24 protein-coding genes and 1 pseudogene are annotated in these 24,487 nt (G+C 60.2%); 14 read left to right on the forward strand and 11 right to left on the reverse strand.

From position 1 onward, the window contains the following. Window positions 1-43: 43 nt before the first annotated feature. Complete coding sequence (locus AC1Z24_RS19340; RefSeq protein ID WP_483742238.1) at window positions 44-523, forward strand: VOC family protein; 480 nt, start codon at window positions 44-46, stop codon at window positions 521-523. A gap of 20 nt (window positions 524-543) precedes the next feature. On the opposite strand, the gene AC1Z24_RS19345 is transcribed toward AC1Z24_RS19340, so the two are convergent. From AC1Z24_RS19345 to AC1Z24_RS19355, 3 genes are all read right to left on the reverse strand, one after another. Next, window positions 544-1,179 carry a LysE family translocator gene (locus AC1Z24_RS19345; RefSeq protein WP_483742239.1) on the reverse strand — a complete coding sequence of 212 codons (636 nt, stop codon included), beginning with the start codon at window positions 1,177-1,179 and terminating at the stop codon, window positions 544-546. Window positions 1,180-1,401: 222 nt separating this feature from the next. Further along, window positions 1,402-2,556 carry a gamma-butyrobetaine dioxygenase gene (locus AC1Z24_RS19350; protein ID WP_483742240.1) on the reverse strand — a complete coding sequence of 385 codons (1,155 nt, stop codon included), beginning with the start codon at window positions 2,554-2,556 and terminating at the stop codon, window positions 1,402-1,404. After that, entirely contained in the window at window positions 2,540-3,529 is a 990-nt protein-coding gene (locus tag AC1Z24_RS19355) for a DMT family transporter (RefSeq protein WP_483742241.1), read from the reverse strand. The genes AC1Z24_RS19350 and AC1Z24_RS19355 overlap by 17 nt, the downstream gene beginning before the upstream one ends. Before the next feature lie 103 nt (window positions 3,530-3,632). On the opposite strand from AC1Z24_RS19355, the gene AC1Z24_RS19360 reads away from it, so the two are divergent. Next, complete coding sequence (locus AC1Z24_RS19360) at window positions 3,633-4,544, forward strand: LysR family transcriptional regulator (protein ID WP_483742242.1); 912 nt, start codon at window positions 3,633-3,635, stop codon at window positions 4,542-4,544. Window positions 4,545-4,652: 108 nt separating this feature from the next. Here AC1Z24_RS19360 and AC1Z24_RS19365 read toward each other — a convergent pair whose 3' ends face one another. Then, a complete protein-coding gene (locus AC1Z24_RS19365; RefSeq protein ID WP_483742243.1) occupies window positions 4,653-5,531 on the reverse strand; it encodes a DMT family transporter in 879 nt (292 codons plus the stop codon). A gap of 142 nt (window positions 5,532-5,673) precedes the next feature. Beyond that, window positions 5,674-5,982 (reverse strand): LysE family translocator, encoded by a 309-nt coding sequence (locus AC1Z24_RS19370; RefSeq protein WP_483742244.1) that lies wholly within the window; start codon window positions 5,980-5,982, stop codon window positions 5,674-5,676. A 122-nt stretch (window positions 5,983-6,104) separates the two neighbouring features. On the opposite strand from AC1Z24_RS19370, the gene AC1Z24_RS19375 reads away from it, so the two are divergent. Continuing rightward, the gene (locus AC1Z24_RS19375) at window positions 6,105-6,443 is read left to right on the forward strand and encodes a hypothetical protein (RefSeq protein WP_483742245.1); all 339 of its coding nucleotides are present in this window, start codon (window positions 6,105-6,107) and stop codon (window positions 6,441-6,443) included. A 128-nt stretch (window positions 6,444-6,571) separates the two neighbouring features. On the opposite strand, the gene AC1Z24_RS19380 is transcribed toward AC1Z24_RS19375, so the two are convergent. Beyond that, window positions 6,572-7,300, reverse strand: a complete 729-nt coding sequence (locus tag AC1Z24_RS19380) for an SDR family oxidoreductase (protein WP_483742246.1) — start codon at window positions 7,298-7,300, stop codon at window positions 6,572-6,574. A 100-nt stretch (window positions 7,301-7,400) separates the two neighbouring features. Here AC1Z24_RS19380 and AC1Z24_RS19385 point away from each other — a divergent pair, with 100 nt between their 5' ends. Together AC1Z24_RS19385 and AC1Z24_RS19390 are read left to right on the forward strand one after the other, a co-directional pair. Then, window positions 7,401-8,321, forward strand: coding sequence for an AraC family transcriptional regulator (locus AC1Z24_RS19385; protein ID WP_483742247.1), 921 nt, complete (start codon window positions 7,401-7,403; stop codon window positions 8,319-8,321). A 2-nt stretch (window positions 8,322-8,323) separates the two neighbouring features. Continuing rightward, window positions 8,324-8,530, forward strand: a complete 207-nt coding sequence (locus AC1Z24_RS19390) for a hypothetical protein (protein ID WP_483742248.1) — start codon at window positions 8,324-8,326, stop codon at window positions 8,528-8,530. 192 nt (window positions 8,531-8,722) lie between these two features. Here the strand turns inward: AC1Z24_RS19390 and AC1Z24_RS19395 are convergent, their stop codons facing one another. Further along, complete coding sequence (locus tag AC1Z24_RS19395; RefSeq protein WP_483742249.1) at window positions 8,723-9,355, reverse strand: TetR/AcrR family transcriptional regulator; 633 nt, start codon at window positions 9,353-9,355, stop codon at window positions 8,723-8,725. Between the two features lie 187 nt (window positions 9,356-9,542). On the opposite strand from AC1Z24_RS19395, the gene AC1Z24_RS19400 reads away from it, so the two are divergent. Further along, the gene (locus AC1Z24_RS19400) at window positions 9,543-10,691 is read left to right on the forward strand and encodes an MFS transporter (protein ID WP_483746668.1); all 1,149 of its coding nucleotides are present in this window, start codon (window positions 9,543-9,545) and stop codon (window positions 10,689-10,691) included. 6 nt (window positions 10,692-10,697) lie between these two features. On the opposite strand, the gene AC1Z24_RS19405 is transcribed toward AC1Z24_RS19400, so the two are convergent. Further along, window positions 10,698-11,387 carry a CerR family C-terminal domain-containing protein gene (locus tag AC1Z24_RS19405; RefSeq protein ID WP_483742250.1) on the reverse strand — a complete coding sequence of 230 codons (690 nt, stop codon included), beginning with the start codon at window positions 11,385-11,387 and terminating at the stop codon, window positions 10,698-10,700. 98 nt (window positions 11,388-11,485) lie between these two features. On the opposite strand from AC1Z24_RS19405, the gene AC1Z24_RS19410 reads away from it, so the two are divergent. Genes AC1Z24_RS19410 through AC1Z24_RS19420 form a run of 3 tightly spaced genes read left to right on the forward strand, consistent with a single transcriptional unit; the run spans window position 11,486 to window position 15,592 of the window. Then, entirely contained in the window at window positions 11,486-12,595 is a 1,110-nt protein-coding gene (locus tag AC1Z24_RS19410) for an HlyD family secretion protein (RefSeq protein ID WP_483742251.1), read from the forward strand. Beyond that, window positions 12,588-14,168, forward strand: coding sequence for a DHA2 family efflux MFS transporter permease subunit (locus AC1Z24_RS19415; RefSeq protein WP_483742252.1), 1,581 nt, complete (start codon window positions 12,588-12,590; stop codon window positions 14,166-14,168). The genes AC1Z24_RS19410 and AC1Z24_RS19415 overlap by 8 nt, the downstream gene beginning before the upstream one ends. Continuing rightward, window positions 14,165-15,592 (forward strand): efflux transporter outer membrane subunit, encoded by a 1,428-nt coding sequence (locus tag AC1Z24_RS19420; protein WP_483742253.1) that lies wholly within the window; start codon window positions 14,165-14,167, stop codon window positions 15,590-15,592. Before AC1Z24_RS19415 ends, AC1Z24_RS19420 begins: the two co-directional genes overlap by 4 nt. 137 nt (window positions 15,593-15,729) lie before the next feature. Here the strand turns inward: AC1Z24_RS19420 and AC1Z24_RS19425 are convergent, their stop codons facing one another. Next, window positions 15,730-16,272 carry an OmpP1/FadL family transporter gene (locus AC1Z24_RS19425; RefSeq protein WP_483742254.1) on the reverse strand — a complete coding sequence of 181 codons (543 nt, stop codon included), beginning with the start codon at window positions 16,270-16,272 and terminating at the stop codon, window positions 15,730-15,732. A gap of 563 nt (window positions 16,273-16,835) precedes the next feature. On the opposite strand from AC1Z24_RS19425, the gene AC1Z24_RS19430 reads away from it, so the two are divergent. The 3 genes and pseudogenes from AC1Z24_RS19430 to AC1Z24_RS19440 all read left to right on the forward strand — a co-directional run bounded on the left by AC1Z24_RS19430 (window position 16,836) and on the right by AC1Z24_RS19440 (window position 20,501). Continuing rightward, entirely contained in the window at window positions 16,836-17,516 is a 681-nt protein-coding gene (locus tag AC1Z24_RS19430; protein ID WP_483742255.1) for a hypothetical protein, read from the forward strand. 323 nt (window positions 17,517-17,839) lie between these two features. Beyond that, window positions 17,840-19,885 (forward strand): annotated as a pseudogene (locus tag AC1Z24_RS19435) (ATP-binding protein); the annotation flags it as partial. 103 nt (window positions 19,886-19,988) lie between these two features. After that, window positions 19,989-20,501 carry a GNAT family N-acetyltransferase gene (locus tag AC1Z24_RS19440; RefSeq protein ID WP_483742256.1) on the forward strand — a complete coding sequence of 171 codons (513 nt, stop codon included), beginning with the start codon at window positions 19,989-19,991 and terminating at the stop codon, window positions 20,499-20,501. Between the two features lie 9 nt (window positions 20,502-20,510). On the opposite strand, the gene AC1Z24_RS19445 is transcribed toward AC1Z24_RS19440, so the two are convergent. After that, window positions 20,511-20,774 carry a DUF2798 domain-containing protein gene (locus tag AC1Z24_RS19445; RefSeq protein ID WP_483742257.1) on the reverse strand — a complete coding sequence of 88 codons (264 nt, stop codon included), beginning with the start codon at window positions 20,772-20,774 and terminating at the stop codon, window positions 20,511-20,513. A gap of 128 nt (window positions 20,775-20,902) precedes the next feature. Here AC1Z24_RS19445 and AC1Z24_RS19450 point away from each other — a divergent pair, with 128 nt between their 5' ends. Further along, window positions 20,903-21,814: a LysR family transcriptional regulator gene (locus AC1Z24_RS19450; protein WP_483742258.1), complete on the forward strand. Its 912-nt coding sequence runs from the start codon at window positions 20,903-20,905 to the stop codon at window positions 21,812-21,814. Between the two features lie 416 nt (window positions 21,815-22,230). Next, window positions 22,231-22,926: a tRNA (adenine(22)-N(1))-methyltransferase gene (locus AC1Z24_RS19455; RefSeq protein WP_483742259.1), complete on the forward strand. Its 696-nt coding sequence runs from the start codon at window positions 22,231-22,233 to the stop codon at window positions 22,924-22,926. An 88-nt stretch (window positions 22,927-23,014) separates the two neighbouring features. Here the strand turns inward: AC1Z24_RS19455 and AC1Z24_RS19460 are convergent, their stop codons facing one another. Beyond that, the gene (locus tag AC1Z24_RS19460; RefSeq protein WP_483742260.1) at window positions 23,015-24,253 is read right to left on the reverse strand and encodes a hypothetical protein; all 1,239 of its coding nucleotides are present in this window, start codon (window positions 24,251-24,253) and stop codon (window positions 23,015-23,017) included. Between the last annotated feature and the right edge of the window lie 234 nt (window positions 24,254-24,487).

Genomic DNA, 24,487 nt, shown 5'->3' on the forward strand with positions numbered 1-24,487 from the left:
CCGGTCCCACAGATGATTCATATCTAAAACAAGGAGACCCCATATGACACCAAAAAACACCATTTGCCTGTGGTTCGACGGCACTGCGCTGGAGGCTGCCACCTTCTACGCCAAAACCTTCCCCGACAGCGACGTGGGCGCCATTTTCCGCGCACCGGGTGATTATCCCTCGGGCAAACAGGGTGATGTCTTGACGGTGCAATTCACTCTGATGGGCATCCCCTGCCTGGGCCTCAATGGCGGCCCGGCGTTCAAGCACAGCGAAGCATTTTCGTTTCAGGTAGCAACCGACGATCAGGCCGAAACCGACCGTTTGTGGAATGCAATTATCCGTAATGGCGGCCAGGAAAGCGCCTGCGGCTGGTGCAAGGACAAGTGGGGGCTGTCGTGGCAGATCACACCACGGGCGTTGACCGAGGCGATAGCCCATCCTGATCAGGCTGTGGCCAAGCGTGCATTCGAGGCGATGATGACCATGACTAGAATCGACATCGCGGCTATCGAGGCTGCCGTGACAGGCTGACCACCCGTTCGGAAAACGCTTTAGCGCCGCCCTTCCACCGCCATGCGTACGGCCAGGCCGGTGAGGACCGTGCCCATCAACCAGCGTTGCACCATCTGCCAGACCGGGCGGCTGACGAAAAACGCGGCGATGGAGCCGGCCATCACGGCAATCAGTGCGTTGACGCTGACGCTGATGACAATCTGGGTAAAGCCCAACACCAGGGATTGCGCCAGCACGCTGCCGTGGCCGATCGGGTCGATGAACTGCGGCAGTAGCGACAGGTACATGACCGCAATTTTCGGGTTCAGCAGGTTGGTGACAAAACCCATCATGAACAGCTTGCGGGGGCTGTCCTTGGGCAGGTCGCGCACCTGGAAAGGTGAGCGCCCGCCAGGCTTGACCGCCTGCCAGGCCAGATACAGCAGGTACAACGCGCCGCCGAATCTCAGGGCGTCATAGGCATAAGGAACAGCCAGCAACAGCGCAGTGATGCCCACTGCAGCGCAGAACATATAGACAACGAAACCCAAGGCCACCCCGCCCAGGGAAATCAGTCCCGCCATTCGCCCCTGACAGATCGAGCGCGAGATCAGGTAGATCATGTTCGGACCCGGCGTCAGCACCATGCCTAGGGAAATCAGGCCATAGGCAAGCAGGTTGGACAGGTCGGGCATGGGGCGACTCCTGATACGGGGGAGGTTCTGGACAGGCCGGGCCATGGTAAGAAGGTCAGACAAAGGGCGCCAGACACAGATTGGCCGGGAAAACGGCATACAGAGGGGGCGCCAAATGTGTGCATGTCAGTCGCACACAACCTTGAGTTGGAATACGATTTTGTAGGCGAAGGCATCTGCCATACCGCGTTATCGCCTACCGCAACGTGCCCGCCTCTGCAGTCAACGCTGCAACACCAGAATCCGCGACAACAATTCATCGCGATCCACATAACAGCCCTGCAAATGCCGGGCACCGCTGGCCGGGTCGAAGGCATCACGGGCGTGCAGCACGCGGCGGTTGTCGAAGCACCACATTTGCCCCGCATCCAGCCGTTGGGTATAGCGAAAACGCGGATCACGGGTCAGTTCGATGAAGCGCCGGTAGGCACTGTAATACGGCAGCATGTGCTCGGTCGGCAGATCGTAAGGGCCGCGCAGGAAATTGGCCATACGCACTTCGGCCACGGCGCCGCTGGCATCCAGGGCAATGATCGGGGCCAGGAAGCGGTAATCGCTGTTGCGGCCCTTATTGCGAAACTCCACCGGCGTCTGGCAGAGAATGCGATACAGCTCGGGCTCCTCGCGGCTCAGATATTCGGCCACGGCAAAGCCATCGACAAAGGTGTTGTCGCCGCCCTCGGCATCGTTGACCAGGCAATGAAGAAATTGCAGCCCCGGTTGCAGCTCCCGGGTCGGCAGGTCGGTGTGCAGCGGCAGATTGAAGGCAGTGTAAGCATTGCTGTCGGCTTCGACCTTGGATTGCACATCGAACAGCACACCGAAGTTGGTCTCACGGATAAACGAGATGCGCCGGGCGATGGTCGTCAGAGTGCCCTCCTTCGTCGGCATGCCGGTGACCTGGGTCAGGCCGGTATCGCGCACCGCAATCAGCCAGGCCAGCAGATGGGCGTCGTCGGCCATGATATCGGCGTAGGCGAACACCTGAAGTTGCAGGTCGGCACGCCACAGTGGCTTCTGCGGCCTGGCGCTTTTGCGTTCGAGACGCGACGCCTCGTCATAGGCATGGGCCCGCAGCCAGCCGGGATCGAACAGGCTGGGGTGACCGTCCTGCCAAATCAGCGACAGTGTGCCTTGGGCGGTGAGCTGTGCCGATGCCACACGCAGGTCAGCGGCCACATCGGCGATCTGAAACACCTGCTCACGGGTCACCGCATAAACGCACGCTGAACACGGGCAATTATCGCGCAGCCAGGGCTCGTGAAACGGGCTGACCCGGCCGTCACCCCATTCAACTTCGACGTAGCCGGTCATGGTGCGCACAGCGGCGATGGGGCTGACCATGGGGAAGGCGCGAAAGTCAGCGATCATATTCATGGGCGATCTCCTCAAGCAACGCAGGTGATGGGACGTCCTTCGACGCCAGGATGATGTGCAGGGAACGCGCGGCACCGAGTACAACAAGCGCCATTCCGATGATTTCCGATAGGCCTGGCCATTGGCCGAGAAAGGCGTAGCCCAGCACGGTGGCGAACAGCGATTCGAGGGCCACGAACTGGCCGCTGAGGACCATGGGCAGGCGCCGGGTCGCGGCATTCCAGGCCCCCGCCCCCAATACCGAGGACGAACAGGCAATGATCAAGGCCCAGGCGTAGAACAGCAGCACCGGCGCACTCAGCAGATCAGGCTCCCGGACCAGGGCTTTCCCCGCGCCGACTGCCAATGGCAGCAACACAAGGGCGCCGATACCGGCACCTGTCATCATCAGGCAGGTCCAGACCTCAGTCGTAGCCGGTGCCAGGTTCGCTACAACCTTTTGATTGAACACACTGAACGACAGCCACGAAGCAACCGCGCCCAGGGCAAAGGCCAGGCCCAGCAGCGGATGACCTGCGGACGGCCCTGCCGCCAGTGCGCGCATATTCAACAGCGCCAGGCCGGCAACGATCAGAATCATCGGGAGGACGATGGACTTCCAGCGCAGCCTGCGGCTCTGCAGGTTGCCGATCACCGTCTGTAACAGCGGCACCAGGCCGACAAATGCGGCAATCAGCGCCGGACCGCTGCAGATCACGCTGCCAGCAATACAGATGCTGTAGAGCAGATAACCGTTGACTCCAAGTGCCATGCCACTCAGGCGCTGGCCCAGACTCATGCCGCGCAGTTGCCTGCGGTAGAACAGCAAGAAGATGAGGCCCATGACCCCGGCGATGACGTAGCGCGCCAGCACCATGTCTTCGATGCTGTAGGGGCCGGTGACATAGGGTGTGATGAAGTTGAAGGCCCAGAAAAAGGTCGCGACGATGGCGAACAGTGTGCCTTGAATGATCTGTCGGTTCGCAACCACCATGGAGCCTCCGAGGGGGAAATAACGCTGACCCTTTTGGCAGATGTTGCGGCAGGCACTTGTATGCTACAAATGATCTTTCGGCCCGAACCCATTACCTGAGCGTATGAATAAACTCGGAAAGTCACTGCCGCCCCTGGCCTGCCTGCTGCCCTTTGAAGCCGCCGCGAGGCTGGGCAGTTTTTCCCGCGCAGCCGAGGAGCTGCATATCACCCAGGCTGCGATCAGTCGGCAGATTCGCGCACTGGAAGAAGACCTCGGCACATCCCTGTTCGAGCGGCGTAACCGCGCGGTTTTCCTGACCGAGGCCGGGCGCCGCTTTGCCTACGCCCTGGGTAATGCATTGGGCGAGATCGCCGAGCAGGCCAACCGCATTCGCGGCGTCGCGGCCACCAACGAAGTGGTGCTGGTCTGCCAGATGTGCGAAGCCTTCCACTGGTTGATGCCGCGCCTGTCGGACTTTCACCAGCGCTACCCGGAGATCGAGCTGCGGGTCGCCACCCTGACCCGACCGTTGCCCGATTACGACATCTATTTCGACATCGCCATGCAGAGCAGCAATCGCGAAACCGGCCAGCACCCGTTGCTGTTCTCGGCGTCGGACGAAGTCTTCCCGGTGTGCAGCCCGCGTTATCTGGAAAAAATGGGCACAAGCCGCATCAGCCTCGATCAACTCGAGGGGCACACCTTCCTGCACCACCAGACCCTGCCGCCCTATCAACTGGAATGGGACAGCTGGCTGGCCGAACACCACCACGCACTGCCAGCCAAGGCGCGGGTACTCACCTTCGATACCTACTCGCTGATGCTACAGGCCGCCGTCGCCGGGCACGGCCTGGCCATGGGCTGGCGCCGCACGTCCCAAGGCATGCTCGACAGCGGTGAACTGGTCGCTCCGTTTGCCGAGACGGTGTATCTGCCGGATGCGCTATCGCTGTATGGGCGCAACGGGCCGGTCAAGCGCCGGGAAGCGGCGTTGCTGGAGGGGTGGCTGCGGGAGATGTTGGGCTACAAATGAGTAGGTAGTCTGTGGGACCGGCTTTAGCCGGGAGGCATATTCCCGGCTAAAGCCGGTCCCACAGGACATTGCAAATTGATCCATATCGGCGACTAAAGGACCTGATGTTCAAACCGCGTTCAAAACCACCGAGCGCCGCCCATACACCAACAACCCGCTGATAAAGATCAAGCCGATCCCCAGCAACGACGACAGCACCGGATAGCCGTTGAACAACAGCACCCCATAGATGGTCGCGAAGATGATCTGCAGATACCCCAAAGGCGCCAGTACCGTGGACGACGCATAGCAATAGGACTTGGCCAGCAGAAAATGCGCGGCCAACCCCAGGCTGCCCAGTACCCCGAGCAAAATCCATTGCCGGGTATCCGGGGTGGCCCAGTAGAACGGCACCACCACGCTCATGATCAGGGTGCAGAAAATCCCCACGTAAAAACTGCATACCGCAGGACTGTCGGTTTCCCCCGCCAACTGGGTGAGCAATTGATACACCGCAAAAAAGAACGCCGACGCCAGGGGAAACAGCATCCACAGCGAAAACGCATCACTGGCCGGGTTGATGATAATCAGCACGCCGGTGAAACCGAGGATCACCGATAACCATTGGTAACGGCTGGCTTTGATGCCGAACAACAGCGGCGACAGGATGGTGACGAATGCAGGCGCGAGAAACACCAGGGCGGTGGATTCGGCGATCGGCACATGGGTCAAGCCAAACATGAAAGTCAGGCTATCGCCCAGCAGGCAGAAGGCCCGGAGCAGATGCAGCCATGGCCGTTTTGTGTGGAATACCTTAGGCCCCTTGCTGCTGATGATCATCCCCGTTACCAACAGCGTATGGATGCAATAGCGCACCCAGGCGACGAAGATGACCGGGAGGGAGAAAATCAGGATTTTGGAAATGCTGTCATGGCTGGCAAATACCAATCCCACGCAGGCCATCAACCACATACCAATAACATGGGCCTGAGGCCGAAACAGACTCATAAACCCGCACCTTTACTGTCTGTCCTGAAACTGCTCAATCCCCTTGGCACTGCAAATTCCCCTGTAAACAATCAAATGACATCGCCCGTGGCGGTGTCGCGGACAAGGAGTACAGACAGTGAGCGATGGTGTAAAGATCGATTCACGGATCATTTCGTTCCCCAGGTCGATCAGTGAAGCAGCTCAGCCAGCCTTGCGGAAGTGGACAGGCGCCGACGATCTTCACCACGTTAAAGGCCAGCGCCGAGGTCATCAGCAACGCCGACAGGCCCAGCGCCGCGCACAGCGTATGGATGAGATCACCACAGGCAATCCCGAGCCCCGAATAGATACCGACTTTGCGGCCGCTTTGCAGCGTGCGGGTAATCACCAATAACATCGCCGGACCGGGAATCAGGAACATACCGATCACCACAGCCACGTAAGTGACCACAGATTGCAGGTCGAACATGTTTTCTCCGGATAAGACAGAATGTTTCAGTTATCCTGAGTTGCGGCAGGAAAGCAATCTGCGCAGACATGAGAATCGGGCATGCATCGGATCTGGTCGATAACCTTGAGGGATTCGTTGAGATGAGCACCTCACCGGCCCCTGAAGTGCTCAAGGTCGAAGGTCGTATCACCTTTGCCGGCAGCAAAACCAGCCTGGACGGCATACCCGCGCTGGCCGCCACGCGCCTGGTCACCTTCAGCTACAGCGTCGAGGGCCAGCACTTCCACAAAATCCACGATATCGGCACCTCTCTCGAACGACGCAGAATCGCCAACGCCTATAAAGTCGGCGACAAGGTGGAGGTCTGGTGCCTGAAGTCCGACCCGACTGTCGGTGGTATCAGCGAGATCCCGGTGCACAGCTTATCCGCTTGGGACTGGATCAGTGGCGTGGCGGATTTCCTGAATATTTTTTCCTGAAATCGATTGGTTTTTGATGGGACCGGCTTTAGCCGGGAAGGCGTCATTACAGTCGATACATTTATATCGTCTAACACATCGCTTTCCCGGCTAAAGCCGGTCCCACACTGTCAGCCGCCAACCTCGCCTTACATCAACGCCACCGCATCCTCCCCTGCCGCAATATGCAGCGGTGCCGTCGGGTCGGTCGCTGCGCGCCACACCGCTTCACTGACATCGATTGAGCGAGTGATTTCAGTCGGCTTGGTCAGTTCGGCAAACACCTCCTTGGCCAGTTCGGCGTACGCCTCAGGAATCAGGATGCGGGCCTGGGCGTTGCTGCCGAAGCTGGTTTCCGGTGCCCGTCCCGGCAGTACCACGCTGACGCGCACATTGAACGGCGCCAGTTCCAGCGCCAGGCACTCACTGAAGGCGTTGACCGCCGCCTTGCTCGCGGTATAGACGGCCAGCAGTGTCAGCGGCTTGAGGGTCACGCTGGAGGTGACATTAATGATGTGCCCCGCCTGACGTTGGCGAAACTGCGGCAGCACGGCCTGGGTCATGGCAATGGTGCCCAGGGTATTGGTCTCGAAGATTTCCCGGACGGCGTCCAGCGGGATGCCTTCCACAGCACCGAGCATGCCGATCCCGGCGTTGTTGATCAGCACATCAATGGGGCCTGCGGCCGCCACGGCTTGGCTGATGCTTTTTGCGTCGGTGACATCCAGCGCCAGTACGCGCAGGTGCTCGGAGCGTGGAAAAAGATCTTCACGCGGCGTGCGCATGGTCGCGACAACCTTCCAGTCGCGTTCGAGAAAGTAACGCGCCAGGTCCAGGCCAAAGCCCGATGAGCAGCCAGTGATCAGTACGGTTTTCATCTTTAATTCCTTCACGTCGTTTGCGGTAAGCAAACGATAGAACTCAGCGGCAGGACTGACTACAATCGAAAGTCCTTATCTCATTCGCCAGAGTCCTGCTATGGAAAGCACAGCCACTATCGACCCCTTGGCGGAAGTCGTCACCCTGCTCCAGCCCCGCACGCCCTACTCCAAGGTAGTCAGAGGCGCCGGTCGCTGGCGGGTCCGTCGCGCAGAACCGGGTTCGCCGTTTTATTGCGTGGTGCTTGAAGGCTCGTCGCGCCTTACCGTGGATGGCCATGATGAACTTCACCTGCAAGCCGGCGACTTTGTGCTGATCCCCTCATCCTTCGGCTTCACCATGACCAGCGCCGAGCCGCCTGCGCACGACGTGCAAAGCGTCCCGGTGGCGCCATTGCAGGGTGAGTTCCGCCTGGGCGAACAGAGCGGCCCGACCGATGTGCTGACCCTGGTCGGTCACTGTGTGTTCGGCTCGCCGGACGCGGCGCTGCTGGTCTCGTTGCTGCCGCAACTCATTCATGTCCGTGGCCAACAACGTCTTGCGACCCTGGTGCAATTGGTGAGCGACGAGTCCCGTGCCCAGCGTCCGGCCCGGGAGATGATTCTCGAGCGCCTGCTCGAAGTGCTGCTGATTGAAGCCCTGCGCTCAAGCTCCGGCCCGACCACCTCCCCCGGCTTGCTGCGCGGCCTGGCCGACGAGCGCCTGGCCCAGGCCATCCGCCGCCTGCATGAAAGCCCGACCCAGGCCTGGACCGTGGTGCAACTGGCCAGGGAAGCTGCGCTCTCGCGCTCGGCCTTCTTCGAACGCTTCAACCGCGCCGTCGGCATGGCGCCCATGGCCTATCTGCTGGCCTGGCGCATGGCCCTGGCCAAAAACCTGCTGCGCCGTCGGGAAAGCGGCCTGGCAGAGATCGCCGAGCGCGTCGGCTACAGCTCGTCCAGCGCCTTCAGCGTGGCCTTTACCCGGCACGTCGGACTGTCGCCGACGCGGTATATTCAGGGTGAACTGGAGGCGGTGTGACTATGTTGGATCTACTGTACGACCTGGTTTTTCGCGCCATCTGCTTCCCCATCGGCTGGCCATTCGTAAAGCTGATGACCTGGGGCCGGTATCCCACCAAAGGCGCCTGGTTTGCCCAGCGCCAGGAATCGGACTGGACTGCCGGAATAGGTCTCGCCGTGCTGGCGGTGATCATGATGGCGGTCTTGAAGCAGTTTGTTTTTCCGTAGGCGTGGTCACTGCGGCTCTGACAGCGCGCTGATACGTAGCATGCACAACCCCCGTGGGAGCGCGCTTGCTCGCGAAAGCACGTGCTAGCCGCCAAAAAATGTGCAGGCTGAACCGGCCCCTTCGCAAGCAAGCTTGCTCCCACAAGTTTTCCCATGCAGGGAGTTGTGATACAGGTGCAGCACCACATCACGCTAAGCACCGGTCCCACGGTTATTCCCCCTGGCCTCATCCCACACCCGCAACACCTGCCCGATCGCCGCTTCGATCTGCTCACACTCAACGCCATCCCGGGCCAGGGTCGATATGCCCGTCAGAAAGCTGTCGAAGACGGTGGCCAATGCCCCGGCGTTGGTGTCGGCGGCCAGTTCTCCACTGAGCACACCGCGCTCCACACAATGACGCAATCCGGCGCGGGTGCGTTCACGCGAGTCGGTGAGCGGTTGGGTCACGCTGGCGAACTCGGCACTCGGTGCGCTCATGACTCCGAGGCTGACCATGCAACCCTTGGGATGCCCGGCCTCGCACTGCATGCGGGTGGACTGGCGCAGCGCCAGTTCGATGGCCTGGCGTGGCGGCAGATCATCGTCCCACAGGCATTCGGTGACCTGGCCGTGGCTGCCCAGATAGCGCTGCACCACTTCCTGGAACAGCGCCTCCTTGGAGCCAAACGCCGCATAAAAACTGGGCGCGGAAATGCCACCGCCGATGCTCGCCTTGAGCTGGCTAAGTGAGGTCGATTCGTAGCCCTGCTCCCAGAACAGTTGCAAGGCCTGCTCGACAGCCTGGTCACGATCAAAGGTGCGGGGGCGGCCCATTTGCGCCATGGCGAACTCCGGCGAAGAGGAAAGCGACTTAAATACTAGTCGATACATAAGTCATTGACAACGACACCCTGATTCTGACTACATATATATCGACTGGTACATAAACCGAATTCAACCCACAAGGACTCCCCGTGTGAATCATTCCCCCGACACCGGCCTGCCCATCGCCGCCCTGCTGTCCCTTGCCATGACCGGCTTCCTGTGCATCGTCACCGAAACCCTTCCCGCCGGTCTGTTGCCGCAAATCAGCCAGGGCCTGGATATTTCTGCGGCGCTGGCCGGGCAGATGGTCAGTGCCTACGCATTGGGTTCGCTGCTGGCCGCTATCCCGTTGACCATCGCCACCCGCAGTTGGTCGCGGCGCAAGGTGCTGTTGACCAGCATCCTCGGCTTTCTGCTGTTCAACTCCATCACCGCGCTGTCCAGCCATTACCTGCTGACCCTGTTCGCCCGTTTCGGCGCAGGCATGGCGGCGGGTCTGGCGTGGAGCCTGCTGGCCGGTTATGCGCGGCGCATGGTCCTACCCCGGCAACAGGGCAAGGCGATGGCCCTGGCCATGGTCGGCACGCCCATTGCGCTGTCGCTGGGTGTGCCCCTGGGCACCTGGCTGGGTACGCTGTTGGGCTGGCGGGCGACCTTCTGGGTGATGTCGGCGCTGACCCTCGGGCTGGTCGGCTGGGTTCTGGCCAAGGTGCCGGACTACCCCGGCCAGGCCAGCCACGAACACTTGCCGCTGCGTCGCGTATTGACCACACCCGGCGTACGCCCGGTACTGGCGGTGGTGATCACCTGGATGCTGGCCCATAACATCCTCTACACCTATATCGCGCCGTTCGTAGAGCGTGCCGGGCTGGGTGAGCGGGTCGATGTCGTGCTACTGGCCTTCGGCCTGACGGCGCTATTAGGGATCTGGATCACCGGGCGCCTGGTCGATCACTACCTGCGCCGGGCGGTGCTGGCCAGCCTGCTGCTATTTGGAGTCATCGCGCTGTTGCTCGGCGTGGCCGGTACGCAGCCGCTGGTAGTGGGTGTGGCGGTGCTGTTCTGGGGCCTGAGCTTCGGCGGCGCCGCTACCTTGCTGCAAACCGCCCTGGCCGACAGCGCCGGGCCGGGGGCCGATGTCGCGTTGTCGATGAACGTGGTGGCCTGGAACGGCGCGATTGCCGGGGCCGGTGTGATGGGCGGTCTGCTGCTGGGATATGCCGGTGCACAGGTATTTCCCTGGGCCGTCGCAGCGCTGCTGGGCATTGCCCTGCTGATCGCCTGGAACGCCCGTGATCATGGTTTCCGCCCCGGCGAGCGTGACCATGGGGCTGCGGCACAAGCGGCGCACTAAAACCGCTTACTTACTGCGCGCCAAGCCTTCCAGGGTGAAGCGTGCCTGGGTCAGCACTACGTCCCTGACCAGTTGCATTTCCTTCTCATTGATGGCGCTCCACTTCAGCGCCGTCAACAATTTGGAACGTTGCGCCCGAAAGGCCAGCCCCTGGGTAAACAGGGCCATCGAGTGAATGATGGCCCGTTCATCCTGCACTTCCAGACCCGCCAGCCGGGCAATCAGTACCCGAATCACGCCGCCCACGCGCACCTTGAACTTAGCCTCGAACAAGGTTGCGGCGCTTTGCAGTCTGAAACCTTCCTGATGGCAATCGAGGAATTCACGCCAGACCACGGCTTTGTCCTCGATCATGGAAATCACCGCGCCGAGGATGTCCAGGGTCGCTTCGATCAGTTGTCCGTCGTCGACATTCGGCTGCAACAGGGCTTTTTCCGCCGCCTCCACCGGTTCCCCCATGCGCAACCAGAGAAACTCGATCAACTGTTCGACGCACTGCAGATACACGCCTTCCTTGCCATCGAAGTAGTACTGGATCGCAGGCGCATTCACACCTGCCGCTGCGGCAATATCCCGGGTCGAGGCGCCTTCGTAGCCGCGCTCGCCGAAGACCGCCACTGCTGCCTCGATGATCCGCGCGCGGGTTTCTTCGCCGCGCTGGTAGCCACCCTCGGCGGCTGGTTTGTGTCGAGCCATGGGCACTCCAGTCAAGTAAAGAAACAAAAATATACCAGTTGACAAATTTTGGCGAAAATTCGATTTTATTCCGACTGGTATAAATTCGGAGTTTGACGATGTCTGCTGTCCGTGACGAAGCACAAGCCACCCCTGAGCCAACCGGCAACGGCCAACGCGGCAAGGCACGCCGGATTCTCTCGCTGATGGCCGGTGCGGCGGTGATCGGCGGTGTCGCCTGGGGCGCCTACTGGTGGCTCGAAGGCCGCTTCATCGAATCCACCGACGATGCTTACCTGCAAGCGGACAGCATCAGCGTGGCGCCGAAGATCAGTGGCTATGTCGGCGAAGTGCTGGTGGCAGACAACCAGAAGGTCCATCGCGGCGACATCCTCGTGCGTCTGGATGCACGCAAATACCAGGCCGCCACCGACGAAGCCTCCGCCACCATCGCCGCTCGCCAGGCGGATATGGCCAAGGCCGAGGCCGATCTCGTCCAGCAGGACTCGACCATTGCCGAAGCCCGCGCCCAACTCCAGGGCGCGCAAGCCGACGCCCGTCATGCCCAGGGCGAAGTCACCCGCTACGCCCCGCTCGCCCGCTCCGGCGCCGAACCCGAAGAACATCTGGCACAACTGAATAACCAGTCGCTGCAGGCCCGCGCCACCCTGGCCGCCAAGGAAGCCGCGCTGCGCTCCAGTGAAACCCGTTACGGTACTTTGCAGGCCCAACTGAAACAGGCCCAGGCGCAACTCGGTGTAGCCCGGGCGCAGGCGGCACAATCCCAGCTGGACGTAGACGACGCGGTGATTCGCAGCCCCCTCGACGGGCGCATTGCCGACCGCGGCGTGCGGGTCGGCCAGTACGTGCAGCCCGGCACCCGGCTGCTGACCGTGGTGCCGGTGAGCGACGTCTACCTGACCGCCAACTACAAGGAAACCCAGATCGGCGGTCTGCGTTCCGGGCAGAGCGTGACCATTCATGTCGACGCCTGGCCGGGTCATGACCTCAATGGCCGGGTCGACAGCCTGTCCCCTGGCACCGGTGCGCAGTTCGCCCTGCTGCCGCCGTCCAACGCCACCGGCAACTTCACCAAGATCGTCCAGCGCGTGCCGGTGCGGATCGTCCTGGACGTCTCCGATGAACAGCGCCAGACGCTGGTTCCGGGCCTGTCGGCCACCGTCGATATCGACACCCGTAGCGGCCAGGCGGACACCCACCATGGCTGAGGCCCTCGCCGGGGCCGTACCCCATGAAGCACCGCGCAACGCCTCGCTGACCGACTGGATTGCCGTCGCCGCCGGTTCCATGGGCGCCTTGCTGGCGACCCTGGATATCTCCATCACCAACTCGGCCCTGCCGCAGATCCAGGGCCAGATCGGCGCCACCGGCACCGAGGGCACCTGGATTGCCACCGGCTACCTGATGTCGGAAATCGTGATGATTCCCCTGGCGGCCTGGCTGACCCGGGTCTTTGGCCTGCGCCGCTTTCTGATCGGCACGGCCTTGATGTTCACCTTCTTTTCCATGTTCTGCGGGCTGTCATCCAGCCTCGGGGCGATGATCGCGGGGCGCATAGGCCAGGGCTTTGCCGGAGGCGCGATGATCCCCACAGCCCAGACCATCGTGCGCACCCGCCTGCCCGCGCATCAGATGGCCATTGGCACCACCTTGTTCGGCATGACGGCCATTCTCGGACCCTTGCTCGGCCCGGTAATCGGCGGCTGGCTGACGGAGAACATCAACTGGCGCTGGTGTTTCTTCCTCAACCTGCCCATCAGCATTGCCTTGATCACCCTGCTGCTGGTCGGGCTGCCTGCCGAGAAGATGAACCTGGAGCGCTTTATCAAGGCCGACTGGCTGGGCATCATCGGCCTGGCCATGGGCCTCAGCTCCCTGACCGTGGTGCTGGAAGAAGGCCAGCGCGAACACTGGTTCGACTCCCTGCTGATCTGCTGGCTGAGTGTCACCATGGTGGTTGGTTTCTTCGGTATCGCCCTGGGCCAGCTCAGGTCCGCAACCCCGATACTGAACCTGCGCCTGATGACCAACAGCGCCTTCGGCAGCGTCCTGCTGATCGCCACCGCCGTGGGTGCGGGGCTGTATGGCACCGCCTATCTGGTGCCGCAGTTCCTCGGCATCCTTTCGGGCTACAACGCCCAGCAGGCTGGCTCGATCATGCTGCTGTCCGGCATCCCGGCGTTTTTCGTGCTGCCGTTGCTGCCACGGATACTCGGGCGCTACGACCTGCGCTGGCTGGTCGGCATCGGCCTGCTGCTGTATTGGGCCAGTTGCTTTCTCGACACCAGCCTGACCGCCGCCAGCGTCGGTCATGACTTTACCGTCTCACAGCTCCTGCGCGGCTTCGGCCAGATTCTGGTGATGCTGCCGTTGAGTCAACTGTCGATGCGCTCGGTGCAGGCCCACGAGGCGGGAGACGCCGCAGGGCTGTACAACATGTCGCGCAACCTGGGCGGCACCATCGGCCTGGCCCTGCTTGGGGTGCTGATGGACCGGCGCAGCCATTTCCATGACGACATGCTGCGCGAAGGCATACCTGCCAATAGCCAACTGGCCCAAGACCATATGGCCAGCAGCACGGCCAGCTACCTGGCGCAAAGCGGCGATCCGTCCACAGCGTCGCTCCAGGCTTTGACCCAGGTTGCCAGTGACATTGCCCAGCAAGCCGCGGTCATGGCCTACAACGATGCGTTCCATGCCCTGGGCCTGGCCATGCTGGCCTGTCTACCCCTGATCTTTATCCTGAAATCGCGCGCAGCGCAGGCAGGCTCCCGAAAATGATTGCTCGTTCATTGCCCGTTCTCCTGAGCCTCGGCTTGCTCTCGGCCTGTACCGTCGGCCCCGACTACCACGGTGCCCCCGACGTCGCGCCGAAAACCCTGGCCGCCGGGCGCCTGCCCAATGCCCCTGCCGAACCCAACGCGCCCTCCCCGGCAAGCTGGTGGCTGGCCCTGAATGACCAGCAACTCAACGAGCTGGTCAGCCTGGCCTTCGCCAACAGCCCCGATATCGCCACGGCCCAGGCCCGTCTGCGCCAGTCCCGGGCCAGCCTCAGTGGTTCCCATGCCGATGCCATGCCCAAAGTCAGCGGCGATGCGGCCATGTTGAAACTGCGCTCCCCCGACACGTCTGCACTCAGCAGCGGTGACAACGGCGGTAGCGGCGGACGTGGCCCGTTGACTCTGTATCTGGCCGGTTTCGATGCCAGTTGGGAGGTCGATATGTTTGGCGGCACACGCCGCGCCATCGAAGCGGCCCAGGCTGAAGCCGAGTCGTCCCGGGCGCAACTGGCTGATACCCAGGTGCAACTGGCCGCCGAAGTCGTGCAGGCCTACGCCGATCTGCGCGATCAGCAGACCCGCCTGGCCCTGATCGATGCCACCGTGGAAATGGACGGCCAGGCCCTGGACCTGACGCAACAGCGCCGTGAGCGTGGTGTGGCCTCGCAGCTACAACTGGAACAGGTGCTGACCCAGGTGGAAAACACCCGCTCGCAACGCCTGCCGCTGCAAGCCTCGATCATCGAGTCCATGGATCAGTTGGGCCTGCTCTGCGGCCTGGAACCGGGAGAACTGCAAAGCCGATTGAGCCCGCCACAGGCCATGCCAGGCATTCCCGAGCATGTGCCATTTGCCAACCCGACGGCGATCCTCCAGGCCCGCCCGGATATCCGCGCCGCCGAGCGCAAATTGGCCTCCAGCAACGCACAGATCGGCGAGAAACAGGCCGACTGGTTTCCCAGGCTGAGCCTGATGGGCGACCTATCGTTCTCCGCCGCCGACCCCGGTCATCTGGCGCGTAAAGAAAACGGCACCTGGCTGGTGCTGCCGCGCCTGACTTGGAACTTCCTCGATTTCGGTCGCGTCGCCGCCAGCGTCGAAGGGGCCCGGGGCGCTCGCGACGAAGCCCTGGCCCAGTACCGCAGCGTGGTGCTGACCGCCCTGCGCGACGCCGACGTGGCCCTGGCCCGCTACGGCCACGACCGGCAGAACGTCGTGCTGCTGCGCAACGTCGAAGCCTCCGCCGTACGCGCCGCCGACCTGACCCGGCAACGCTACCGCGCCGGCACCGCCAGCACCCTGGACTGGCTGGACGCCGAGCGCACCCGCTTCCAGGCTCAGGAAAAGCGCATTTCCGGCGACGCCACCCTGCTCAAGGACTTTGCATCGCTGCATAAATCCTTGGGCTTGGGATGGAGTTTGTAGCGCAAAGACCAAACAGTGCAGGACCGGCTTCAGCCGGGAAAGCTTAGGTATGATCGACACACCTCTATCGCAGGTCACCTACCGCCTTCCCGGCTAAAGCCGGTCCCACATGAGGCTGATTTTTTGCAGGAAGTTGTTCAGAACTTGTAGCCCACTCCAACCGTCAGCATATGCAACTCTCCGCCGGCCTCGGTGCCCTCGCTTGCCCCGGTCCCTTTGGTGATATGGCGCAAGTCGTACATATAGGCACCGGTCAGCTCCAGGTCGTCAGACAGCTTATAGGTCAGGCCCAGGTGCGCGCTTTTCGGTTGGTCGCAAGGCGCCACGGCAATCAGCGTCGCCTCGCGATCCGGCACCTGATGGTTGGCCAGGGACAGGCCAGTACGCACTTGCAGGCGTTCATTGACCTTGTAGTTAACCCCGAAACGGAGGACGTTCTGGTCACGCCAGCCGAACCCCGGCCCGTTGCTCGCTCCCGGCGCGCCGCCTTCGGTCGGGGAGTTGGAGAAGGTTTTCTGGCTGGCCCAGTTGATCCATACGTAGTCGAAGGCAAAGGTCCAGTCGCCCAGGTCGTAGGCCAGTCCCGCGCCCGCCTGCTGCGGCGCGTTCAAGCGGCCGTCGGGGATGATGTCGTCATGGGCATCGAGTTTCTGAAACCAGACCGGCGACGAATAGGTCACGCCCAGCCGCCGAAAAAGAAAACCGCCAGTCAGCGCAGACCCACGGTGATTTCATCAGCGGCTATCTGGCGAAATTCGCCCAGGACAGCTATCCGGGCGCAGCCTATCTCGCCGCCCCCTTCTCTACGCTCGACAGTCCCGCAGCCTATGACGCGGGAGTTGCGATCATGCTGGATGGTTTTGCCAAGTGGATTGGGTCGCCCGCAGTCGCCTGATCCAGTTTATCGAAGTGGTGATCGTGACTGAGCGATGTCGCGCCAAGGTGCTTGATCTGAACTGTCGCTGACTTTCTTTCCCGCACCTTCGCCAATGAAAGAGCATTGTTCAAATAATATATTCGGGCATAAATCGCGGGAAAATGGCGCTTCTCGCCAGGACCTCGCCAGCCAGAACCATAGCTAGCAACCATTATTCATTGCAATCCAAAAGCTGGCAGCCTGCCATTATGATAAAACCCCTACTCTGCAAGGGTTTCATCGTTTTTTTAGACAAAAAAACAAAATCGCACCTACCCAAAAGCTGGCTATATTCCTTTCTCCATCACTCATTTGAAAGGACGCAACATGACCTCATCCGACGTTTCGCAATCTTCTATTCAGGGACTGATTAAGTTCACAGGTTTTTACATGGTGGACTCGACGATCGGCTCCTTTGTCATGATTGACACTGAGCTGGTCAGCACGTCCGGTTTGGCGGCTTACAAGGCCACTCTCACCGTTTCATGGGATGGGCAGACCTCCCAACAAGTCTCGCTGCAGGACAATTACACTTTCAGCAGCGACACTCTGGTCATCACGCCTACTCTACTTGGCGGTATATGCGCTACGCTCGCCTTCAGCCAAAATCCGGGTTTCAACGCAGTATCCGGCACTGTCAGCAACGGGACCGCGCAATCGCTTCAGGTATCGGGCACATCGCAGTTCATGCCGATCGAGCTGAACTTGTGGAGCGGCACCTACTACGCACAAGGCGCAGAGGACAACGGCGTATACCCCTATGCCGCGACCTTGCAGGTCAAGGGAGATGGAACCGTATATTACGCAGCAGATGGGGCGTCTCTGACCCAGGTGCAGGACTATAGCTACGACTACGCCATGTTTGTCATCGCTCTGATACTCGATTCCGGCAAAGTCACCCTCTTCGAAATGGGCACCGCCTCCGGCTGGGGCCGCGTGGCAGGTAATGCCGAGCATGGTCAGTTGCTGGTGAGCATCAAGTTGCAGCAGCAAGTGAAAAATCTCTGATAGCGAGAGGTGGCCCGCAGCCTTTGCCGTGGTTTTTTTGCAGATCACACAGCCCTTACCGACCCCAGGGCCGACTTTAGCCGGGAGTGCATCATCGGCTTTAACAATGCGCTCCCGGCTAAAGCCGGTCCTACGGGTCCGCGCGGTATCGTTTTCGATTCGCCCGCAATCGTGGTGCAACTTTCCAGCGTTTCTGATTTCATTGTTCATACGCAATTGAAAGTCAAAATCCGGCGCAGGACAGAACGATGCATGATTGGCGGGCAGATCTGGAATGCCTTACCAGGGAAGAGTTAGAGGCCGAGGTCTTGAGCCTGCGCACAAGCGAAAAGGCCCTGCGCCAAAGTGAAGAGCGCTTCAGGACCATTCTGGAAACCATCGAAGCGGCTTTCGCCATTGTCGAAGTCAAGTACGACGCCGACGATCACCCCATCGACTACCGCTTCGTCGAGGCCAACCCGGCTTTTGAACAGCAGGCCGGGGTCAATCTGCGAGGCAAGTGGGTCACCGAATTCGCGCCTGATCTGGAAAGTTTCTGGTTCGAAACCTATGGCCATGTCGCCAAGACCGGGGAGCCGGCGAATTTCGAGAGTTACGCCAAAGCGTTCGAACGCTGGTTCGACGTGCGGGCGATTCGTGTCGGCGATCCGGCCGATCGGCAGATCGCGATTTTCTTCAGCGACGTCACCGAACGCCGCATCGCCCAGGAACGCCTGCTCGCCAGCGAGGCGATTGCCCGGGAAAACGTCGAGCGCGTGCAGTTGGCCCTGGCGGCCGGGGCGATCATCGGCACCTGGCACTGGGACCTGCCCAGCGATCGCTTCGCCGTCGACGAAGCCTTTGCCCGGGCATTTGGCCTGGATCCAGCCCTGGGTCGCGAAGGTCTCAGTTTCGAACAGGTGATTGCCACCGTCCACCCGGACGACCGCGACGGACTCAAGGCCGCCATTGCCGAGGCGATCAGTCGCGGCAGTGCCTATGCCCATCAGTATCGAGTGCGCCGCACTGATGGCAAATATTACTGGCTCGAAGCCAACGGCCGGGTGGAACGGGCGGTCGATGGCACCCCGCTGCGCTTTCCCGGCGTACTGATCGACGTTGAAGAGCGACGTTTCGTCGAGGGCGAACGCGATCGTGCAACGGCGGCACTGCGCGCGCTCAACGAAACACTGGAACAGCGCGTCGCCGAACGTACGAACGAGCTGATGCAGGCCGAGGAAAAACTGCGTCAGTCCCAGAAAATGGAAGCTGTCGGCCAGTTGACCGGCGGTATTGCCCATGACTTCAACAACCTGCTGGCCGGCATATCCGGCTCCCTGGAACTGATCAGCAGCAGAATCCTCCAGGGCCGAGTGGAAGAAGTCGACAAGTACATGCAGGCTGCCCAGGCCGCCACCAAACGCGCCGCCGCGCTGACCCATCGGCTGCTGGCCTTCTCTCGCCGCCAGACCCTCGACCCGCGACCCACCGACATCAACACACTGATGACAGGCATCACCGAACTGGTGCGACGCACCGTAGGCCCAGGCATTCATGTCGAGACGATCGGTGCTTGCGGCCTGTGGTCGACCCTGGTCGATGCGGGCCAACTGGAAAACGCCCTGCTGAACCTGTGCATTAACGCCCGTGACGCCATGCCTGACGGTGGCAGCATTACCATCGCCACCGCAAACCAGTGGATGGATCGCGAAGTCGCTGGCGCCCATGACATTCCCGAAGGCGAGTACGTGGCATTGTCTGTCAGCGATACCGGCACCGGCATGACGCCCGATGTCATGTCCAAGGCGTTCGATCCCTTCTTCACTACCAAGCCGCTCGGTCAGGGCACGGGCCTGGGCCTGTCGATGATCTACGGGTTTGCCAAGCAGTCCGGCGGGCAAGTCCGGGCCTACTCGCAAGTCGGTCAGGGCACCACCATGTGTATCTACCTGCCGCGCTATAGCGGTGAGGTGACAACGGTCGAGGTCGACCCAGGCCAGTCGCAAGGGCTGACATCCAAAGGTAGCGAGACCATTCTCATCGTCGACGACGAACCCACGGTTCGCATGCTGCTGACCGATACTCTGGGCGAACTGGGTTACACCCTGATCGAAGCGCCTGACAGCGTCGCAGGCCTGAAAGTGCTGCGCTCCGATGTGCATATCGACCTGCTGATTACCGATGTCGGCTTGCCGGGCGGCATGAATGGCCGACAAATGGCCGATGCGGGACGCGAAGTCCGGCCCGGCCTCAAGACCCTCTTTATTACCGGATACGCGGAGAACGCGGCGCTGGGCAATAGCCACTTGGGCACAGGCATGTGGGTGCTGACCAAGCCGTTCGCGGTCGAGGCACTCACATCCCGGGTGCGTGAATTGATGGGCGATTAATATCAAACACAGCACAGCCCCATGGGCTGAAATGACATTTTGTAGGACCCTGTGTGCTGCACAACAGCGCAGTGTCAGGGAAACTAATCTTGGGATGTAAGCAATGACAGCCTTCACCGTTCGCGAGCTGAGCCGTACGGATACACAGGCGTTGCTCGCCTTCGAAATCGACAACCGTGAGTGGTTCGAATCCCATATCGAAGCCCGCGCCCCGTCTTTCTACTCATCCCAAGGCGTCGCCGAGCACATCGACCGCTACTTGAGCGACTTTGCCCGCGGCGTCTGGCATCCCCTTGTCATCGAAGACGCCGACGGCGAAATCGTTGGCCGGGCGAATCTGAAAAGCATTGACTCACCCGAGCACTCTGCCGAAGTCGGTTATCGAGTCGGCCTGCGCGCCTGCGGCCAGGGGCTGGCGACCCTGGCACTGCGGCACTTGATCGCGCAGACGAAAAACCGCTGGGGGCTGACAGAACTGGTGGCGTATGTCTATGACGACAATGTCGGCTCACAGAAAGTACTGCAGCGTTGCGGTTTTCTGCCCTCGCCTCCTTCCCCAGGCGACGAAACCGCGAAGGAGCGGCGATTCGAGCTCGCACTCCAGGCCGCTCAGTAAAAGATCGCCTCAGTGACCGTGCACCGTCCAGGCCACCAGCCTGGCAACGATCGGGCGCACGATCAGCACGCAGAAAAATGCTGACGGCATGGCTACTCGGTAGGCATTCATCACATTTTTCATGTAGTTTTCGTCCAGTCCGAACTCGGCCAGGGTAATCACCAGACACATGAGAAACGCCATGATGGTTGCCATATAGAGGGCGAATACATAGGGCGTCGCGTGTTTGGGAAAGCGGATACGTAGGGTATTTTTCACTGCGCGGTCGGTCATTGATCAGTCCTGGTCAAAGGTAAATGGCGAAACAGCGGCTAACCTAGCAATCTGCCTGAGGTGTCGGTAGAGCCGTCAAACTTGAATCATCCGTAAGTAAAACTGACGAATTCGTTGACAGGAGCCCGATGGATATCCTCGGCTTGATCAATACGTTTATCCGGGTCGTCGAAAACGGCAGCATCGCGGCGGCAGCCCGGGCCCAGGGCATGAGCGCGGCGGCGGTAAGCCAGAGCATCACGCGGCTTGAAACGCACTTGGGCGTGAGGCTGCTGTCACGCACGACCCGCAGCATGGCCCTGACCGAAAGCGGAACGCGCTATTTCGACAAGGTGCGCCATATACCCCGCGAAATCGACCTGGCTTCCCAGGCGGCAACGGTCGCCAGTGAGCCTCAGGGCTCTCTGCGCATCGCGACCACCGCCGCCTTTGGCCGTCACGTACTGGCACCTTTGCTGCCCGCGTTCAGCGACGCCTATCCACGCATCGACATTGAACTCATCAGCACCGATCGCCGGGTCGATCATCGGCTGGAGGGGATAGACATCAGTATCCGTATCAAGGCGCAGTTGACCGATCAGATGATCGCCCGGCATATCGCCTCACGCCCGTTCCTGTTCTGCGCCTCACCCGCTTATCTGGACCGCGCAGGCGTCCCGGCCACCCCGGAAGACCTGCAGGAACACGCCTGCCTGGTCTTTCGCTACCCCACCGATGGTCGCTTCCTGCCCTGGACCTTTATCCGCGACGGCAAGCGCTTCGAGGCCAGGGTCAAGCCAGGCTTCGTCTGCGACGACATCGACATCATCGCCCGGATCGCCGCGAACGGTGGCGGTATCGCCCGTCTCGCCAGCTTCGTCGCTCAGCCGTTCATCGACAGCGGCCAACTGCTCCAGCTGTTTCAACCCGACAGACGCAACCTCGCCTGCGCGGAGCCGGAACCGATGGACATCTATGCCTGCGTCAGCGAACGCTCGGCGCTGAATGCCAAGGTGCGTGCATTCATCGACTTTCTGGAAGATGCGCTGCGCAGCGAATGACTATCCAGCCTTTGATCGATCCGGCTTATACAGGCGTGCTGCGGCAATCGTCAGCGCGGCACCGCCTTGCGCAGCCTCTATGAATTAGCCGAAGTCTTTTTCGATCAGGGTCACCGGAAACTGCGGCGTGAAGCTTTCCGTCGCTATCGAATTAACACTGCGCCGGATACCCGGATCCTCGACGTTCCATGCCTATTCCTCCGTAGCCGGAAACATTTGAAATGCGCGACGTTGACCGACACAATCGCGCGCCTGTGGGCTCAGACACACAACCATTGTGGGACCGGCTTTAGCCGGGAAGAGGCAGGCAAGATCAATACACGCCCACGTCTTCACCACCTTATTCCCGGCTAAAGCCGGTCCCACACAAAAGCCATGACTTCAAATGGTTATGTTTCTCCTGACAGAGGTCAGCATTGAACCCACATACCTTGTCCCAGCGCCTGGAGCGCGTCGCGGCCCATGTGCCCGCAGGTGCGCGACTGGCCGATATCGGCTCGGACCACGGCTACCTGCCGGTAGCCCTGCTGCGCCGTGGCGCCATCGTCGCGGCAGTGGCGGGAGAAGTAGCGCTGACGCCGTTCCGGGCGGCCGAGCGCACCGTGGCCGACAACGATCTGGGCGATCAGATCAGCGTACGCCTGGCCGATGGCCTGGCAGCGATCGAGGCGCAGGATGGCATCACCGCGATCAGTATTTGCGGCATGGGTGGCGAAACAATCCGCGATATCCTCGACAGCGGCAAGGCCCGCCTGAGTGGCCGTGAGCGGCTGATCCTGCAACCCAACGGCGGCGAACCGCCACTGCGCAAATGGCTGATGGATAACGACTACCGAATCCTGGCCGAAGAACTGCTGCGGGAAAACCGTTTCGACTACGAAATTATCGTCGCCGAGCCCGCCATGCGGCAGCCATACAGCGCCGAGGAACTGTATTTCGGCCCGCTGCTGCTGCAGGCGCGCAGCCCGGAACTCCTGGCCAAATGGCAACGCAGGCTACGCCATAAACAGCGCACCCTGGCCAGCTTCGCCCACGCACAGCAGGCTGTGCCCGAGGACAAGGTGCAGGACCTGGCCCGGGAAGTTCGCTGGATCAGCGAACTGCTGGCCTGAGTTTTGCGCGGCTCCCCCATAAACACCGGGCTAACGATGAGCATTGTCACGCCACGGACAGACCGGTGAAGTTCAATCAGAAACTTGTTTACTTGTATTCTATTTGACATTCAGACACCGGCGATGAATCACCTTTACGTTCAATGTATACTTTGGTCGATCCAGCACTAATCAGATAAAGTTCATTATTCTGCACCATGAGTTCCCCATATACCCCACCCCTCTTCACCCTACTGCCATCAACGCCCGACAAATCAGTTTTTACATAAGATAAAACGCCTGTCGGGTAGCTCTTCAAATTGACCTCAGGGCACATACCCTCGTGGGCTGGCAACGTACCGGCAGCATACGGAATCATCGCAATGAGTTGGTCCTCGGCAACAACGTGGCGCTGTCCATAATCATAATATTTATCTAATGAGTTCCTTGTTAGCATAAGCTCATTTCGCTGAACAATGAGCTCTTCAAGACGTTTTACCTGTTCAATATAATATTCCTGACCGCTTTCCTCTGGATTGTGCAGGTCGTCCTTGAGCCGGGTGAAAAACCTTTCCGGCCCTAAAAAATTCTGCAGAAGCATACTCAGAGCAAGTTCCTTATGGTCTTCAAGCTTGACGACCTCCCAATGGGGCAATTCAAATCCACTCATACCGAATACGACAGAGCGTGTACACGCGTCTAAACGGCTTACCAGTTCATGCTTATTATCATATCCTCCTGGTGGAAAAACCTTTCTTCTCAGTTGATCAAAGACAACCGAACAGACAGCAGAATCCGGACTATAGGTGGTCTCCCATCCATGCTTGAACGCCAATCCAGAGTCAGCCGTTATCTTTTCATCATCGCAATAGACTTCTTTATAGCCAACATCCCAATCCCAGGTAGCATGACAGCCTGTTATAGCGATATTTCTGGCCTGCACGCTTATCTTTATTCGGTAATATGAATCAGGATTGAAACAATAATAATTAAAATCTTTGTCTTTCATTACTGACCTGCCGTTGACCATCAGTTGAGAAATGATGACTCCCCCTGCAGCTCCGCATATGCCTTGCACTCTATACTCACGTATAAAGACTTTTGCCTGAAGTTTTTGACCGTTGAGCGAACACTTGATAGTTTCACCACCTAATAGCGCGTGGTAGCTCTTCGGAACATCAATGGTTCCGGGAACTGGATCGCTCGTGGCCATCGTAGCAACAAACGTAAAAGTGCTTGCTCCTTTATCACACCGATAAGCAATACCAGGAGCGGCCCAGTCAGCATTTGCCTGACAGCAACAAAACATGGTAAACATCCAGATCAAGAACTTACTTTGCAGATCCATTGCGATGCCTTATAACAAATCCGAAATAAAAAATATTTTTTAGAGCTGCTTTCACATATGGAGCACTTGATAGCTTAAACCATGATATTGAACAACAGGCTTCGGAATCAGCCAATCAGTGTTTTTAATACTTACTCATCTGACACCCAACTCAAACGTCCATATCGGGTAACTCCGCGTCTCGTTTCCAGCTAAATCACTCAAGGGCAGAAAACCTTTCAATAATCACATAGA

It is taken from the genome of Pseudomonas sp. JL23, from assembly GCF_056933585.1.

Coding starts and splice junctions, on each gene's coding strand:
- AC1Z24_RS19340 (WP_483742238.1), top strand. CDS start 44: ATGACACCAAAAAACACCATTTGCCTGTGGTTCGACGGCACTGCGCTG.
- AC1Z24_RS19345 (WP_483742239.1), bottom strand. CDS start 1,179: ATGCCCGACCTGTCCAACCTGCTTGCCTATGGCCTGATTTCCCTAGGC.
- AC1Z24_RS19350 (WP_483742240.1), bottom strand. CDS start 2,556: ATGAATATGATCGCTGACTTTCGCGCCTTCCCCATGGTCAGCCCCATC.
- AC1Z24_RS19355 (WP_483742241.1), bottom strand. CDS start 3,529: ATGGTGGTTGCGAACCGACAGATCATTCAAGGCACACTGTTCGCCATC.
- AC1Z24_RS19360 (WP_483742242.1), top strand. CDS start 3,633: ATGAATAAACTCGGAAAGTCACTGCCGCCCCTGGCCTGCCTGCTGCCC.
- AC1Z24_RS19365 (WP_483742243.1), bottom strand. CDS start 5,531: ATGAGTCTGTTTCGGCCTCAGGCCCATGTTATTGGTATGTGGTTGATG.
- AC1Z24_RS19370 (WP_483742244.1), bottom strand. CDS start 5,982: ATGTTCGACCTGCAATCTGTGGTCACTTACGTGGCTGTGGTGATCGGT.
- AC1Z24_RS19375 (WP_483742245.1), top strand. CDS start 6,105: ATGAGCACCTCACCGGCCCCTGAAGTGCTCAAGGTCGAAGGTCGTATC.
- AC1Z24_RS19380 (WP_483742246.1), bottom strand. CDS start 7,300: ATGAAAACCGTACTGATCACTGGCTGCTCATCGGGCTTTGGCCTGGAC.
- AC1Z24_RS19385 (WP_483742247.1), top strand. CDS start 7,401: ATGGAAAGCACAGCCACTATCGACCCCTTGGCGGAAGTCGTCACCCTG.
- AC1Z24_RS19390 (WP_483742248.1), top strand. CDS start 8,324: ATGTTGGATCTACTGTACGACCTGGTTTTTCGCGCCATCTGCTTCCCC.
- AC1Z24_RS19395 (WP_483742249.1), bottom strand. CDS start 9,355: ATGGCGCAAATGGGCCGCCCCCGCACCTTTGATCGTGACCAGGCTGTC.
- AC1Z24_RS19400 (WP_483746668.1), top strand. CDS start 9,543: ATGACCGGCTTCCTGTGCATCGTCACCGAAACCCTTCCCGCCGGTCTG.
- AC1Z24_RS19405 (WP_483742250.1), bottom strand. CDS start 11,387: ATGGCTCGACACAAACCAGCCGCCGAGGGTGGCTACCAGCGCGGCGAA.
- AC1Z24_RS19410 (WP_483742251.1), top strand. CDS start 11,486: ATGTCTGCTGTCCGTGACGAAGCACAAGCCACCCCTGAGCCAACCGGC.
- AC1Z24_RS19415 (WP_483742252.1), top strand. CDS start 12,588: ATGGCTGAGGCCCTCGCCGGGGCCGTACCCCATGAAGCACCGCGCAAC.
- AC1Z24_RS19420 (WP_483742253.1), top strand. CDS start 14,165: ATGATTGCTCGTTCATTGCCCGTTCTCCTGAGCCTCGGCTTGCTCTCG.
- AC1Z24_RS19430 (WP_483742255.1), top strand. CDS start 16,836: ATGACCTCATCCGACGTTTCGCAATCTTCTATTCAGGGACTGATTAAG.
- AC1Z24_RS19440 (WP_483742256.1), top strand. CDS start 19,989: ATGACAGCCTTCACCGTTCGCGAGCTGAGCCGTACGGATACACAGGCG.
- AC1Z24_RS19445 (WP_483742257.1), bottom strand. CDS start 20,774: ATGACCGACCGCGCAGTGAAAAATACCCTACGTATCCGCTTTCCCAAA.
- AC1Z24_RS19450 (WP_483742258.1), top strand. CDS start 20,903: ATGGATATCCTCGGCTTGATCAATACGTTTATCCGGGTCGTCGAAAAC.
- AC1Z24_RS19460 (WP_483742260.1), bottom strand. CDS start 24,253: ATGGATCTGCAAAGTAAGTTCTTGATCTGGATGTTTACCATGTTTTGT.